The following is a 14,976-nucleotide window of genomic DNA, read 5'->3' on the forward strand; positions in this document are numbered from 1 at the left end:
GAAGCTGTCTTCGGACAGATGAAAAGTAATAACAAGTTCTCAAGATTTACTTTAAGGGGTCTTCAGAAGGTAGGTATTGAGTTTGGCCTGATGGCTATCGGGCATAATCTGAGAAAGTGGGCATCAAAACGCCTGTCTGAACAAGAAAATCAACAAAATTCAGTACCTACCGCTCAAAATAAGGCTATTTATGTACTTTTTGAATCTTACCAGATAAAATATCGCTACGCCGCTTAGTAAAACCCGAATCCTTTCGATCTAAACCAAAAAAAGAAGCTGCCCCTTTTTGGACAGCCTCGTTTTTATGGATTGCCCGTGTTGGTCAACATTACTTCATATTTTAATGGGCCAGTTCTACAGTCTCAGAACCGTTGATGCTTACTATACTACCATTCACCAAAACGTTGATGGCGGTTTCTGATAGGTTTTCGATGGCAATTTGCCCGGGGTAGATAGATACTTTAAGCGAATTCTGGCGGAAACCTATAATAAATGAAAAACTTTGCCATTGCTCAGGTAAAAACGGACTGAACGAAAGCATACCATCTTTTACGCGCATACCACCAAAACCTTTTACGACCGACATCCAGGTACCGGCCATTGAGGTAATATGAAGGCCGTCTTCGGTGTCGTTATTGTAATCATCCAGGTCAAGGCGGGCTGTTCTTACGTACATTTCATAGGCTTTTTCTTTTTTACCCAGTTTGGCTGCCAGAATAACATGCACGCAAGGCGAAAGTGAAGACTCATGAACTGTCATTGGTTCGTAGAAATCAAAATTTCTTTCAATTTCATCAACAGAAAAATCATCTTCAAAGAAGTACAGACCCTGCAGCACATCTGCCTGTTTTATAAAACAGGAACGCAGGATTCTGTCCCACGACCATTTCTGATTTATTGGCCTGTGCTGTGCAATATCATGCACAGTCAGTAATTCTTTGTCAAGAAAACCATCCTGTTGCAGGTAAACCTGTCGTCCGGCATCATACGGGAAGTGCATTTTCTCAATAATATCTTTCCAGCGGGCGGTTTCAACTTCTTCATCAAAGGCTGTCAATTCTACCAAAGCTGAATAAGTAGTCTCGGAGGCCCTCACGATTTCTATGGCTTCCAGGGTATATTTGAGACACCAGACAGCAATATAATTGGTGTACCAGTTGTTATTGACGTTGTTTTCGTATTCATTGGGCCCTGTTACACCCAGCATTACATATTTTTGCAGCGCACCAGACCAGTTTATGCGCTGAGACCAGAATCTGGCTATGCCAATCAGTACTTCAAGCCCGTATTCTGTCAGGTAGTTTTTATCGCCTGTGTAGTTTATGTAGTCATAAATGGCATAAGCTATAGCGCCGTTACGATGTATTTCTTCAAAGGTGATTTCCCACTCGTTATGGCATTCTTCGCCATTCATGGTTACCATTGGGTACAGGGCTGCTCCATTTGTAAAGCCGAGTTTTTCGGCATTTTCAATGGCTTTTTTGAGGTGTTTATGCCGGTAGACCAGTAGATTACGGGCAACCATCTGCTCTGAGGTGGCCAGATAAAAAGGCAGGCAATAAGCCTCGGTATCCCAATAGGTAGAGCCGCCGTATTTTTCGCCGGTAAAGCCTTTGGGGCCAATGTTCAGTCTGGCATCCTGCCCTGTATACGTTTGCTGTAAATGGAAAATATTAAACCTGATACCCTGTTGGGCGGCTACATCACCGGCAATCTGGATATCGTTATGCTCCCATTTCTTTTTCCAGGCTAGTTTTTGTTCTTCAAGCATCTGAGAAAATCCTTTTTTAGAAATTCTGTCCAGATACTTTTTGGCCTCGGCATTCAGGTTTTCTACGGCGTAGTTTTCAGATGATAGATTTACCGCAAACTTGCATATAAGTGTTTCTTCGTTCAGCTTAAAAAATACTTTTACCTCGTTGGCAACATATTTTTCTTTTTTGATGGGCAGTGTTTGCAAATCAACCAGCTTTCCGCTCTGGCAGAAATCAAATTTCATACCGGTGCAAACCTGAAAAACAGGCACTGTGTCCCATTTTGATTGTTTGGTTTCCAGTGTCAGATATCCTTCTCCGTGGCCTGTTTCTTTACTTATTTCGTTCCAGAATTGTTCGCCGTGGTTTGAATCTTTATTATAAATGTCGCCATCGAGCGAAATAGTCAGTTTGCCGTAAGCAGAAAAGTTGAGAGGGGTAATAGAATACCTGATGGCCCCGGCCTCATCATCTTCCAGGCTACAGAAACGTACTGCATTTATTTTTACTGATTTACCGGACGGAAAATCGGCAATGAACGACCGCTCCAAGGTGCCTTCCTGCATATTGAGTATCCTTCTGAACTCACGTACCTCACATCTGGCAAGGTCTAGCACTTCGCCATCTATATCCAGGTCTATGCCTGTCCAGTTGCAGGCGTTCAGAACTTTGGCAAAATAATTAGGGTACCCGTTTTTCCACCAGCCTACACGTGTTTTGTCAGGATACCAGACCCCGGCCACGTAGTTTCCCTGCAGGGTTTTACCCGAGTACCTTTCTTCAAAATTGCCTCTGCCGCCCATACGGCCATTCCCGAGGCTCATGAGGCTTTCAGTTATTTCGTTAAATTCTGGATGAAAACCATCTTCAATAATGCACCAATCGTTATGGACAATGTAGTTTTTCATAGGTTTAGTAAGCGCACCAGCGCCTGATTTTATAATTTATCTACTCTAAATGGGTTACTAGCCTTTTTTACTTATGGTCATTCAAGGTACTTGACTGAGGGCACAAATCTTTTCAATGGCTGGCAGGGCAAATACACTTATAAAAAGTATTGCAAGTATTATACTTTAATTACATATCAGCTAGGTAGGCTGATATTATCTGTTCAGATCATCGATAAGCATCCGGATATCCACTCCAGCCAGATTTTCAACTACTATATCGGCTTTTGTTAAAACCTCTTTTTTGCCTATTCCCACGGCTTTCATGCCGCCGGCTTTTGCGGCTTCAACACCTGCTACTGCGTCTTCAAAGACCAGACATTCGGCGGGGGATACCCCCAGTTCTTCTGCGCCTTTCAGAAACACCTCGGGGTCTGGTTTACCCTTGGCAATTTTGTTGCCGTCTATAATGGCATCAAAATCATTAAGCATCCCGATGCGCTCCAGAATCAAACCTGCATTTTTACTTACCGAACCCAAAGCGGTTTTAATATTGTTTTTCTTTAATTGCGTAAAAAAATCGGTAACACCCGTCAGAATATCGGCGGGCGTCATTTTACTCACCAGTTGCAGGTATTTTTCGTTTTTAAGTGAGGCAAGTTCGTTTTTTCTTTCTTCGCTCAATTGCAAATGGCCATGTTGCAAAATAATATCCAGCGATTCCATCCGGCTGATGCCTTTCAGTTTTTCGTTAAATTCTTCAGTAATATCAAAACCCAGGTTGTTGGCCATCTGGCGCCATGCCTGATAATGGTAAATGGCGGTATCTACAATAACTCCGTCTAAATCAAACAAAAACGCTTTTATCATGCTTTTATGTTGTTAAAATACCACACAAAAAGTGCTGAACTGCAAAATAAGGAATAGTTTTAAATTAGCTGTTCTGCCTTTAATAAAATGTCAGAAAAACTTATCGAACGTCAATGGTTTATTTCTAGCACAAGGGCTGTCATAGGGGCAATTTTTATCGATGTCAGGTCTGTAAGTATTTCATCAGTCATTACATTTCTGGCCGAACTCCCGGTTTTCAATATTTCTACAAAAGGCCGGGTTTTTATTTCCTTCTCTGCGGCATTAGTATTACTGATTACCATTACTTTTTGGCTATCTGTGTATCTGAAATATACGTAAACGCCGTCAAAAGGTAAAAACTGCATCATTTTTCCACGGGTAAGGGCGGCTGAGTTTTTGCGGTAATTCAATAATCTTTTATTCCATTCAAATGCCTCATTTTCTTTAGGGCTTCTGCCAGATGCCAAAAATTTATTTTCGGTATCATCTTTCCACCCACCCGGAAAATCCCTGCGCACTTCTGCATCGGTTGGGTTTTTGAAGTTTTTCATGAGTATTTCTGTTCCATAATACAACTGCGGAATCCCCCTGATGGTATATAACCACGTTAGCCCCATTTTATATTTGTTGAGGTCTTCGCCTATGATTGAAAAGAAACGGTCGCTGTCGTGGTTTTCTACAAAAGGCACCAGACGTTCAGGGTGTTGGTAGACGAGGTCCTGAGCCAGAACCTGATACAAACGATTGACGCCTTCGTTCCAACCAAACCTTTCATTTAAAGCGGTATTGATGGCATTCTGCACCTGAAAGTCGCAACTAGACGGCAGGTTGCATTTAAACGGAATATTAAAATTGTTTTTGGTAAAATACGCCTGACTCACTACAGTACCAACCGCAGATTCACCAAAAAGCAACATATCCGGGTGTTCGTCAAGAATCGCCTTGTTGCAGCGGTTCATAAAAGGCAGATCGTTGTAAATGTAGGTATCAATCCGCCAGCCGTCAATACTAAAATACTCAATGGTCCAGAGCGCATGCTGAATCAGGAAATTTGCTACGTAAGGGTTCCGCTGGTTTAAATCTGGCAGAAAAGGCACAAACCAGCCATTAGAAGTAACAGATTTATCATACACCGACCCATGAACATCAAAAATAGGCTGGTCTTTATAAGAAGTATTGGTGTAGGTATCCCATTGATTAAGCCAGTCTTTTGCAGGTATGTCTTTCAGAAACCAATGGTTAATACCGACATGATTATAAACGGCGTCCTGCACTATTTTTAAGCCTTTTTTATGAGCTGCTTCAATCATTTGAAGGTAGGTTTCATTACCGCCCAGGCGTTTATCTACATGATAATGGTCAGTAAAACCATAGCCATGATACGCACTGCGCATACTACCGCCCTCGTTGGTAACTGGCTGGTTATTCTCTACCACGGGGGTTAGCCACAGGGTAGTAACACCTAGTTCTTTAAAATAATCCAGGTGGTTAATAACACCCTGCAAATCTCCCCCGTGCCTTAGCCAGGGGTTCTTACGGTTGGCACTGGTGTCTATCATGTCGGCAAACTTATCGTTGCTTTCATCACCGTTCGAGAACCTGTCAGGCATTAACAGATAAATAGCATCGGCCTGTGTGATGGTCTGTGGCCTGGCAGTACGTTTTTTTAGCTCATAGTTTATGCGTATGGTATTAGCACCGGAGCCTATTCGGAAGGTCAGGTTACCCGGTTTTGTCTGGGGGGCTATCAGTAAATCAACAAACAGGTAATTGGGGTTTTCTACCTTATGGGTTTTGGTAATCTTTACTCCGGCATAGGGCTGGAGTGTCAGGGAATGCCCGGCAATGTTTTTTCCATAAATTAAAAGCTGCACTTGGGGGTTTTTCATGCCCACCCACCAGTTAGTGGGGTTAATGCGTTGTATTTCCGGCTTTTGGGCATATACCGTATAAAATAACAACCATTGAATGAAAATAAGGATAATAGGTTTAAGTACTGATTTCATAGGTTAATTGTTTCGTTCGTACGGCAAAATAACATAAACAATGGTTTTTTCATAAAAAAATACTCCTTAGATTTGAAAACACATTAAATTGAATATTTGCAAATTAAAATGAGCATCTCTGCTAAACCATTAGTGTGGTGTTCGGCACAATCAGTTAACCAATGACCCAATTGAAAGAAGTTCCAGAATCTGCCACAGACAAACTTGTTATTTACCAGATATACACCCGTTTGTTTGGCAACACCAATACAACTAACAAAACCAATGGAAGTCTGTCTGAAAACGGATGCGGTAAATTTAATGACATCAACACCAAAGCCCTTGAGGCACTAAAGCAATTCGGCATTTCGCATGTTTGGTTTACAGGTATAATTGAACACGCTACCATGACTGACTATACGGCTTATGGCATAGCCAAAGATAATCCGCTGGTTGTAAAAGGAATAGCAGGGTCGCCGTATGCCATTAAAGATTATTATGATGTTGACCCAGACCTGGCCGAAGATGTTGAAAACCGTATGCAGGAGTTTGAAAACCTGATTGAGCGAACACATAAAAACGGCCTGCAAGTAATTATTGATTTTGTACCCAACCATGTGGCTCGCAATTATCTGTCTGACACCAAACCTGCCGGCGTAGCTGATTTTGGCTTTGATGACGATAAAACCCTGCATTTTGCTGCCGACAATAACTTTTATTATATACCAGACCAACCGCTAATTATTCCGGCTGACGTGCATCCTCCGGTTGAGGTAACAGAGCCATATTATGAATATCCGGCAAAAGCTACAGGCAATGACGTATTTTGGGCGAATCCGGGTATTAATGACTGGTTTGAGACCGTAAAATTGAACTATGGAGTAGATTACCTGAACCACAGAGCCACGCATTTTAGCCCGATACCCTCTACCTGGTTAAAAATGAGAGAGATACTGTTTTTCTGGGCAGCCAAAGGCATAGATGGTTTCAGGTGCGATATGGCAGAAATGGTGCCGAAGGAGTTTTGGGGTTGGGTAATACCAGAAGTAAAACAGCATTTTCCTGAAGTTATTTTCATTGCTGAAATCTATAATCCGGGGGCTTATGGGTCATATATATTTGAGGGAAAATTTGATTATTTGTACGACAAGGTAGGGCTGTACGACAGCCTGAGAAGATTAATAGAAGGACACGGAAATGCCAATGATATTACCCGAGTATGGCAGCAGGAATCGGGGCATTTTTCTAACCGGATGCTGAGGTTTCTTGAAAACCATGACGAACACCGTATTGCCTCCAGATTTTTTGCCGGCAATGCCAGCAGGGCCTTCCCGGCCATGCTGGTTAGTGCAACATTGCATACAGGGCCGGTTATGTTGTATTTCGGGCAGGAATTGGGTGTAAACCCACAAGGGCAGGAGGGATTCAGCGGTGATGACGGCCGAACCACAATTTTTGATTACTGGGGCGTGCCTGAGTTTCAGAACTGGGTTAATAATCATAAGTATGATGGGGGCAGCCTTACAGCCGACCAAAAGAAGATAAGACAGTTTTATGCCAACCTGCTGAAGTTTGTCAATGAAAGCGATGCAGTAAAATACGGGCATTTTTATGATTTGCAGTACGTAAACTGCGGTGGGCTGTCGCGCAACTATAACGACAATAAAATATTTAGTTACCTAAGATTTACAGATAAACAAAAATTATTGTTTATTTGCAACTTTGACTTGGAAAATTCATATTCAACGTCAGTCAATATCCCACAGGGCGCTTTAGAAATGATGCAGATAGATACCAACAGCCACTGCACTTTTACGGGCCTTTTTGGTAACGACCAGGTATTGCAAAATTTGGTGCCGTATAAAATTGATGTTGAAATTGAAAAAAACAGTTTCCTGATTTTTGAGATTACATAGTAAAAACAAGCGTAAAATACCTACCAACCCTAAACTAACAATGGCAACGACTGTCAACAAAGACAAGCCGCAACTATCGTTCTGGCAAATATGGAACATGAGTTTTGGCTTTTTCGGTATCCAGTTCGGATTCGAGCTTCAGAACTCAAACGTGAGTCGTATTTTTGAAACCCTCGGAGCCAATAAAGACGAGATACCATTGCTTTGGATTGCCGCGCCTGTTACAGGGCTGATAGTTCAGCCTATAATCGGGTATCTGAGCGACAGAACCTGGCACCCTTACTGGGGCCGCCGCCGACCTTTTTTCTTCATTGGCGCCATTCTGGCTGCAATGGCTTTGTTTGTAATGCCCAATTCTCCGGTTTTATGGATTGCCGGCGGGATGCTCTGGATACTGGATGCCTCAATTAATATCTCAATGGAGCCCTTCAGGGCTTTTGTGGGCGACAAACTCAGTGCCAGACAACGCACCACCGGTTTTGCTATGCAGAGCTTTTTCATAGGTGTTGGGTCGGTAATTGCAGCCCTCTTACCCTGGATTTTCACCAACTGGTTTCATTTCAGCAATACTGCACCGGCCGGAGAAATCCCCGATTCGGTTAAATATAGTTTTTATATCGGTGGCCTGGCTTTTCTTATTGCTGTTTTCTACACCGTTTTTACAACCGATGAGTTTCCGCCCGAAAGTATAGAAGAATTTAAGAAAGAGGCCAAAAGTAAAGGGTTCAGGCATGGTTTTCAGGAAACCTTTTTGGGTATTTTTAAAATGCCCAAAACCATGACCCAACTGGCTTTTGTGCAGTTTTTTACATGGTTTGGCCTTTTTGCGATGTGGATATACAGTACAAATGCCATTACCAGCACACAGTATAACATGGCCGTAGACAAAGCCCTGGTAGATAAAATGGAGGTTTTACTTCAACAAAAATTACAGTCGGCACAGTTAAGCAGCAAAGAAACAAAAACGTACAGGTCATTACAGGCTGATATTAACGAAATAAGAGAATACAGAGCCAGCGAAAACCCGGTTGTTATTTCGGTTAACCTTGCCAATTATTTTGAAGCCAATAAAGAAAATCAGTTATCTGCCAGCGAAATTGCTGAATTGCAACGCGTAAGGCAGCAATATAACGATGGCGCCGACTGGCTGAATGTATGCTCAAGTGTTCGTAATGGCATTGCGGCGTTGTTTGCTTTCATTATTCCGCTTATTGCGGCACGAACCAATAGAAAAATAACCCACATGATATGCCTGATTATTGGTGGGCTGGGGCTAATTTCAATTTCTTTTATTACAAATCCAAACCTGATTGTGGTTTCTATGGGTATGGTAGGCATTGCCTGGGCAAGTATTTTGTCTATGCCTTATGCCATCCTTTCAGGGTCATTGCCAGCCAACAAAATGGGTTATTATATGGGTGTTTTCAATTTTTTTATTGTTATACCCCAAATTGTGGCGGCAACTATTCTGGGCTTCTTTACCATGAAGGTATTTCATGCCAATACCATGTATACAATTGTGCTCGGAGGCGCGTCTATGATACTGGCTGGTTTACTGTCGCTCAGGGTAGAAGATAAAGACTAACGACCCTTGGCTTGGGAGCGCGTTATGCACCCAAAAAGTCGAGAAAAACAGGTAGTTTTGAAGTTTTTTTTGAAAAACGGCTCGCATACCCTGAAAACAAATAAACCATTGCAGGCAAGTCTATACAATTATAATGATGGTCTTGCTTACTTACGGCTTTATCTTAAATCGAAATTAATTCCATTTAATAGTTCTAAATTGTTGTATAAACCGGCGCAAATGTTAAAAAACGGATATATATACAGACGAGGTTTTCGCATTTTTAAAGGTCGAGGACTGAAGCAAATGTTTAATAATAAATATTTGCTTGTATTTTTTCATGTTATTCTATGGCTGGGTTATGCAGCATTGCCACAGATAAATGCATTACAGCGCGATACGTCCAGACCACAGGTTAACCCTTACATTAACTATTATTACTGGGCTTACGTGTCACTGTCTTCTGTGGTTCTTTTTTATTTTCATTCAGAGTATCTTTTTCCGAAAGTATATAAGCAAAAGCCTATACGGTACTTTATTTTTCTGTTTCTGGTAATAGCTGCTTTGTTAGTGGGCAGATACCTAGCCAGAACCCGGTTTGTAGGGTATGATGTTAATCAAACCTTATTTTTTGTAAACAGTTTTATACAATATCTTTACATATTTGGCATTAGTGCTTCGTACAGTTTCTTTACCGATTACCAGAAACAACAAAGCATCAGGCGAGACAATGAGACTGAACGCCTGAAATCGGAGCTTTCGTTTCTGCGGTCTCAGATATCGCCCCACTTCATGTTCAACCTGTTAAATAGCCTGGTGGCTTTAAACAGAAAGAAATCCAACCTGGTAGAGCCTGTATTACTTAAAATGTCTGACCTGCTGCGTTATATGCTCTATGAAAAAGACGATAAGCAGATATCGCTGGAAAACGAGATAAAATACCTTCAGAACTATATTGACTTGCAAAAACTTAGATTTGGCGATTATATTGATATTGATTTCAATGTCAATACTATTTCTTTAAGCCAGAATATTGAGCCTATGCTGCTGGTACCTTTTGTAGAAAATGCGTTTAAGCACGGCGTAGGCATGATCGAAAAACCATTTATCAGAGTTGAGCTAAAAACCGCTGATAACCAGTTGTTCTTTAAAGTTACCAATAAGTTTAATACTGATATTCAGGAAGTGAAAGATGGCGCTTCTGGCATTGGGCTTACCAATGTAAGACGAAGGCTTGAGCTGCTATACCCAGAACAGCACACCCTAAAGGTTGAAGAAAAAGAGAATTTTTACACAACTGAGCTAAAATTGAATTTAAGACAAACAGCCCGAAATATAGCCTATGAAATTAAAAGCATATAAATTTCAGGCTTAAATTGTTTAGGTTTGTACCCAAATTAAAGAAAACTTACGCTATAGGCTTAAGTTTTTATTATCAATAAAAAAATTTAGAATATGCGTTGTATAGCCATTGATGACGAACCCTTAGCTTTAGACCTGCTGGAAGATAACATAAGACAAGTGCCGTATCTGGAGCTAGTGGGGCGTTGCAGAAATGCTTTTGAAGCCATACAGTTAATTCAGAAAGAAAAGGCAGAGTCGCGCCAGATAGATTTACTCTTCTTAGATATACAAATGCCGGGTATTACTGGTGTGCAGTTTTTGAAAAGCCTGGTAACCAACCCTATGGTTATTTTCATAACGGCTTATGAACAATTTGCACTGGAAGGCTTTGAGCTGAACGTAATAGATTATCTGCTTAAACCTGTTTCTTTTGAAAGATTCCTGAAAGCCTGCAACCGTGCCCATGAGTTGTATCAACTAAAAACGGTTAGCCAGCAGGCCCCGTCGCCGGTTACTATTGAAGAGCATTTTTTTGTAAATGCAGAGTACTCGCTCGTTAAAATCCGCTACAACGATATTCTTTATATAGAAGGACTAAAAGACTACATCAAGATATTTCTGGCTACACAAAGCCGCCCGGTCATTACCCGCATGACCATGAAAGGCATAGAAGAAAAGCTTTCTACACTGCCGTTTATGCGGGTTCATAAATCTTTCATCGTATCGCTCAACAAGATTGAATCCATCCGTAATTTAAAAATCAGTATTGGTACGCACCAGATACCTGTCAGTGAGCAGTTCTCCGAAGAATTAATGCGTCGGATTGGAGGTAAATAAATGTCGCAAAAATCAGGTAGTTTGTCGATAGTATTTTAGAACACCTCTAGTTATGATTAATATTGTGCATCCTTTTCAGTCAGAGATTCGTCTCTGTAATTGAAAACATGATATTGGATTGCCCTTTATGCTGTGGGATTATGAGGATAAATGCCAGTTAAAAGTTAAATACTTTTTTTGCATTAATCAAAAGTGCAGGTACAGCTTTTAGTATAATAAGCTGTAAGCCATGAAAGCATAAAGATTTTAAATGATGGAGTAAATATCTACTCATAAATAATAGGTTAGTACGTAAAACTCGCGAGCTTTGCTTGCGAGTTTTTTTTGTATCAAATTTGCATCATAATCAGCAACGAATCAGATGAATCACAGAGAAATATTTTTGCAGAATATAGCGCAGACGTCCGCCTTCCCGCTGGCACTCGAAATAGAGAGCGCAGAAGGCGTTTATCTGTATGGCAAAAATGGCGAACAATATATAGACCTGATATCGGGCATTGGGGTAAGTAATGTTGGCCACAGGCACCCCAATGTGGTGAAGGCCATTAAAGACCAGGTAGATAAATACATGCACCTGATGGTTTACGGCGAATACGTGCAACAACCACAGGCATTATTGGCACAGGCATTAGTAAAAACACTGGAGGCTTTTAAAACGCCTGGCGGCAATGCGCTGGATAACGTTTACTTTACCAATTCAGGAACCGAGGCGGTAGAGGGCGCCATGAAACTGGCAAAACGATTTACAGGCAGGCCAGAAATTATTTCATGCCATAAATCTTATCATGGTTCTACGCAGGGGGCTTTGTCGTTGGGTGATGAGCATTTCAAAACCAATTTCAGGCCTTTGCTGCCGTCCATCAGCAAGATTGAAAGAAACCTGTTTGCAGACCTTGAAAAAATAACCAACCAGACAGCCGCTGTGTTTTTTGAACCGGTAGGGGGGGAGTCTGGCGTTTGCCCGGCAGAAGAAGGCTATATAAGGCAATTAAGGGACCGATGCACCGAAACCGGTACTCTGCTGATTTTTGATGAGGTACAGTCTGGCTTTGGAAGAACCGGGTCTTTCTGGGCGTTTCAGCAATACGGGGTGGTGCCTGATGTTTTGCTATGTGCCAAGGGTATGGGCGGTGGTATGCCCATTGGTGCGTTTATTGCTCCGCACCAGATAATGGGCGTTTTTAAAGATAACCCTATATTGGGGCATATTACCACATTTGGGGGGCATCCGGTAAGCTGTGCGGCATCATTAGCCACATTGAATACGATTTTTGGCGAGAACCTGCTGGCTGACGTAGAAAAGAAAGCCGGGCTTTTCAGGCAGTACCTGGTTCACCCTAAAATAAAAGAAATAAGAAACAAAGGCCTGATGATGGCTGTTGAATTTGAAAGCTTTGATGTGCTGAAACCAATTATAGACAGAGCCATCAGCAAGGGTGTAATAACCGACTGGTTTTTGTATTGCGACAACTCCATGCGCATAGCGCCACCTTTAATTATTAACGAACACGAAATTAAGCATGCCTGCGAAGTAATACTGGCAAGTATTGACTAGGCTTTATTATAGAAAAGTTCGTTCAGGTAGTCGAGGTAGGGTTTTAGTATAAAACAGCCATTGACTACCTCTTTTGCAAAGTTGGGGCTGAAAACTTCGGTGTCAGGATATTGATGATTATAAAACAGCGTTTTGCACTTCAGTAACTCAATATCGGGGTGATTGGCTGAATAGCCTTTGGGTACAAGTTTTACTTTTTGGGCGGACACCTGGTTGTAATAGCTTTTGAAAGTTTCATCAAATATTATGCCTTTCAGGTGTTCGGGGTTATAGTCAATCTCTTGTCTGAAACTTGCCAGATGTGCCGGCGTTGGTTCCCACATGCCTCCACCCAATAAAGACCGGTTGCCGCTTTCAACCTGCAGATAGAAATCAATCCGGCCCGAATTCCTGCCACCGGGGCCAAAGGCCGCAGAAAAGTGGTTTTTATAAGGCGACTTATCTTTTGAAAAACGGATGTCACGGTTAATTCTGAATATACAATCTTTTACTTTGGTGTTTAATAAATCTTCCTGAAACGCACATAAATCATTGAGTACCTCCTGGCAGAATTGTTCAAACTCTTGTTTGGCTATTTCATAATCTTTCCTGTTTGCCTGAAACCACTCGCGGTTATTGTTTTCTTCCAGATTTTTTAAAAATTGAAGTGTATGTTGATTAGGCATTGGTAAATTGTCTATTTTTGCCCCAAATTAGGTGTAATTATTGAAACTATTATAATAAAATCATGACAAGAATTCTGACAGGTATTCAAGCAAGTGGCCGTCCGCATCTGGGTAATATTCTTGGGGCTATTTTACCTGCAATTGAGCAATCTAAAAAAACCGGCACTGAATCTTTTCTTTTCATTGCCGACCTTCACTCTATGACAACCGTGAAAAGCCCGCAAACGCTTGCCGACAATACACGTGCTGTGGCTTCGGCATGGCTTGCCTGTGGTTTTGATGCCGATAAAAACTTTTTCTACCGTCAGTCGCGTCTGGCCGGATACCATACTGAACTTATGTGGTACTTGTGTTGCCAGACACCTTACCCGATGCTGGCTAATGCGCATTCTTTCAAAGATAAATCAGACAGGCTGTCTGATGTAAACGCCGGGCTTTTTACTTACCCTGTGCTGCAAGCGGCCGATATCGTGCTGTATCATGCCAATTTTGTGCCTGTTGGTAAAGACCAGAAACAGCACCTTGAGATGTCAAAAGATATTGCTGCGGCATTTAATCGCACTTTCGGTGAGATTTTAACACTACCAGAGCCATTGATTGATGAAACTGTAATGGTGATACCCGGTACCGACGGTTCAAAAATGAGTAAGTCTTATAACAATTACATTGATATTTTTTTACCGGAGAAGCAATTGCTGAAATCTATCAAATCAATATTATCAGATAGTACTCCGCTGGAAGAACCTAAGAATCCTGAGACAGATATTACTTTCAAACTGTATTCTTTAATAGCCAGCGAAACTGAAGTAGAAACCATGCGCCAGAATTATCTGAACGGCGGTTATGGCTATGGCCATGCCAAGCAGGCATTGTATGAACTGATTATGAAGCGATTTGAGAAAGAAAGAGAATTGTTTAATTTTTATATGGATGACAAAGAAGCCCTGGAAAAGAAACTGAAAGCCGGAGAAGAAAAAGCGGGTGAAATTGCCAGAAAAACCATACAAGACGTACGCAATGTTTTAGGCTTTAATTGATATGATTGAAACAATCAGGAATGCTGAATACGGCTGGTTTTTATGGCTGAATGGATTTCATAGCCCATTCTGGGACTCCATTATGTTTGCCGTAACGCACCGGCTGACCTGGATACCGCTTTATGTTTTTATTATCTTTTACCTGTTTACCAGACTAAGGCATAATGCCTTTTATAAGCTGGTTTTTATACTGGCAGCAGTGGGTTTGTCGGACCGGATAACTTCAGGGCTTATGAAGCCTTATTTTGCGCGTTTCAGGCCCTGCCATGACCCCACCATCGGGCATCTGGTGCATGTAGTTGGTGGTTGCGGTGGGCAATATGGTTTTGCGTCCAGCCACGCTGCCAATAGTTTTGCGTTGATGCTGGCGTTTATCCTGATTTGCCCGAAGAACATCAAATGGAAATATTTTCTTATTCCGTGGGCAATTTTAGTATCTTATAGTCGTATATATGTTGGAGTACATTATCCTACTGATTTGCTAGCCGGGGCATTGGTGGGTATGTTAACCACCCTCATTATTTATCTGACTATTAACCAATTCAATCAATCATTACTTTCTGAAACTAAGTAACATTTT

General features: G+C 41.6%; 12 protein-coding genes. 8 read left to right on the plus strand and 4 right to left on the minus strand.

Translation table 11 applies throughout. The annotated features are described in order from the left end of the window. The coding region (locus tag NZ848_RS21515) for a transposase (protein ID WP_309600832.1) at nt 1–237 on the plus strand (237 nt) is incomplete at its 5' end. A 103-nt stretch (nt 238–340) separates the two neighbouring features. Here the strand turns inward: NZ848_RS21515 and NZ848_RS11670 are convergent. The 3 genes from NZ848_RS11670 to NZ848_RS11680 form a co-directional block, all read right to left on the minus strand. Further along, the gene (locus NZ848_RS11670; protein WP_259015623.1) at nt 341–2,662 is read right to left on the minus strand and encodes a family 65 glycosyl hydrolase domain-containing protein; all 2,322 of its coding nucleotides are present in this window, start codon (nt 2,660–2,662) and stop codon (nt 341–343) included. Nucleotides 2,663–2,857: 195 nt separating this feature from the next. Then, nucleotides 2,858–3,511: a beta-phosphoglucomutase gene (gene pgmB / locus NZ848_RS11675; RefSeq protein WP_259015624.1), complete on the minus strand. Its 654-nt coding sequence runs from the start codon at nt 3,509–3,511 to the stop codon at nt 2,858–2,860. Nucleotides 3,512–3,621: 110 nt separating this feature from the next. Beyond that, nucleotides 3,622–5,499, minus strand: a complete 1,878-nt coding sequence (locus tag NZ848_RS11680; protein WP_259015625.1) for a glycoside hydrolase family 13 protein — start codon at nt 5,497–5,499, stop codon at nt 3,622–3,624. 161 nt (nt 5,500–5,660) lie between these two features. Here NZ848_RS11680 and NZ848_RS11685 point away from each other — a divergent pair, with 161 nt between their 5' ends. The 5 genes from NZ848_RS11685 (at nt 5,661) to NZ848_RS11705 (ending at nt 12,694) form a co-directional block, all read left to right on the plus strand. Beyond that, nucleotides 5,661–7,394, plus strand: coding sequence for an alpha-amylase family protein (locus tag NZ848_RS11685; RefSeq protein ID WP_259015626.1), 1,734 nt, complete (start codon nt 5,661–5,663; stop codon nt 7,392–7,394). Nucleotides 7,395–7,434: 40 nt separating this feature from the next. Beyond that, nucleotides 7,435–8,979, plus strand: coding sequence for an MFS transporter (locus NZ848_RS11690; protein WP_259015627.1), 1,545 nt, complete (start codon nt 7,435–7,437; stop codon nt 8,977–8,979). Nucleotides 8,980–9,264: 285 nt separating this feature from the next. Beyond that, nucleotides 9,265–10,320 (plus strand): sensor histidine kinase, encoded by a 1,056-nt coding sequence (locus tag NZ848_RS11695; RefSeq protein WP_253535377.1) that lies wholly within the window; start codon nt 9,265–9,267, stop codon nt 10,318–10,320. A 93-nt stretch (nt 10,321–10,413) separates the two neighbouring features. After that, nucleotides 10,414–11,139 carry a LytR/AlgR family response regulator transcription factor gene (locus NZ848_RS11700; RefSeq protein WP_253535378.1) on the plus strand — a complete coding sequence of 242 codons (726 nt, stop codon included), beginning with the start codon at nt 10,414–10,416 and terminating at the stop codon, nt 11,137–11,139. A 361-nt stretch (nt 11,140–11,500) separates the two neighbouring features. Continuing rightward, complete coding sequence (locus tag NZ848_RS11705; RefSeq protein ID WP_259015628.1) at nt 11,501–12,694, plus strand: aspartate aminotransferase family protein; 1,194 nt, start codon at nt 11,501–11,503, stop codon at nt 12,692–12,694. Here the strand turns inward: NZ848_RS11705 and NZ848_RS11710 are convergent. Continuing rightward, entirely contained in the window at nt 12,691–13,359 is a 669-nt protein-coding gene (locus NZ848_RS11710) for a DUF2461 domain-containing protein (RefSeq protein ID WP_259015629.1), read from the minus strand. The two genes, NZ848_RS11705 and NZ848_RS11710, sit on opposite strands and share 4 nt — an antisense overlap. A 62-nt stretch (nt 13,360–13,421) precedes the next feature. Here NZ848_RS11710 and trpS point away from each other — a divergent pair, with 62 nt between their 5' ends. Both trpS and NZ848_RS11720 read left to right on the plus strand, forming a co-directional pair. Next, nucleotides 13,422–14,396 carry a tryptophan--tRNA ligase gene (trpS, locus tag NZ848_RS11715; RefSeq protein ID WP_259015630.1) on the plus strand — a complete coding sequence of 325 codons (975 nt, stop codon included), beginning with the start codon at nt 13,422–13,424 and terminating at the stop codon, nt 14,394–14,396. Nucleotide 14,397: 1 nt separating this feature from the next. Continuing rightward, nucleotides 14,398–14,970: a phosphatase PAP2 family protein gene (locus tag NZ848_RS11720; protein WP_259015631.1), complete on the plus strand. Its 573-nt coding sequence runs from the start codon at nt 14,398–14,400 to the stop codon at nt 14,968–14,970. Nucleotides 14,971–14,976: the final 6 nt, after the last annotated feature.

Source organism: Emticicia fluvialis (genome assembly GCF_024793945.1).
Lineage (GTDB): Bacteria > Bacteroidota > Bacteroidia > Cytophagales > Spirosomataceae > Emticicia > Emticicia fluvialis.

What these genes read in the sequence shown, in the direction of transcription:
- NZ848_RS11680 (WP_259015625.1), bottom strand. Translation starts at nt 5,499, where the DNA reads ATGAAATCAGTACTTAAACCTATTATCCTTATTTTCATTCAATGGTTG.
- NZ848_RS11685 (WP_259015626.1), top strand. Translation starts at nt 5,661, where the DNA reads ATGACCCAATTGAAAGAAGTTCCAGAATCTGCCACAGACAAACTTGTT.
- trpS (WP_259015630.1), top strand. Translation starts at nt 13,422, where the DNA reads ATGACAAGAATTCTGACAGGTATTCAAGCAAGTGGCCGTCCGCATCTG.
- NZ848_RS11670 (WP_259015623.1), bottom strand. Translation starts at nt 2,662, where the DNA reads ATGAAAAACTACATTGTCCATAACGATTGGTGCATTATTGAAGATGGT.
- NZ848_RS11705 (WP_259015628.1), top strand. Translation starts at nt 11,501, where the DNA reads ATGAATCACAGAGAAATATTTTTGCAGAATATAGCGCAGACGTCCGCC.
- NZ848_RS11710 (WP_259015629.1), bottom strand. Translation starts at nt 13,359, where the DNA reads ATGCCTAATCAACATACACTTCAATTTTTAAAAAATCTGGAAGAAAAC.
- NZ848_RS11695 (WP_253535377.1), top strand. Translation starts at nt 9,265, where the DNA reads ATGTTTAATAATAAATATTTGCTTGTATTTTTTCATGTTATTCTATGG.
- NZ848_RS11690 (WP_259015627.1), top strand. Translation starts at nt 7,435, where the DNA reads ATGGCAACGACTGTCAACAAAGACAAGCCGCAACTATCGTTCTGGCAA.
- NZ848_RS11720 (WP_259015631.1), top strand. Translation starts at nt 14,398, where the DNA reads ATGATTGAAACAATCAGGAATGCTGAATACGGCTGGTTTTTATGGCTG.
- NZ848_RS11700 (WP_253535378.1), top strand. Translation starts at nt 10,414, where the DNA reads ATGCGTTGTATAGCCATTGATGACGAACCCTTAGCTTTAGACCTGCTG.
- pgmB (WP_259015624.1), bottom strand. Translation starts at nt 3,511, where the DNA reads ATGATAAAAGCGTTTTTGTTTGATTTAGACGGAGTTATTGTAGATACC.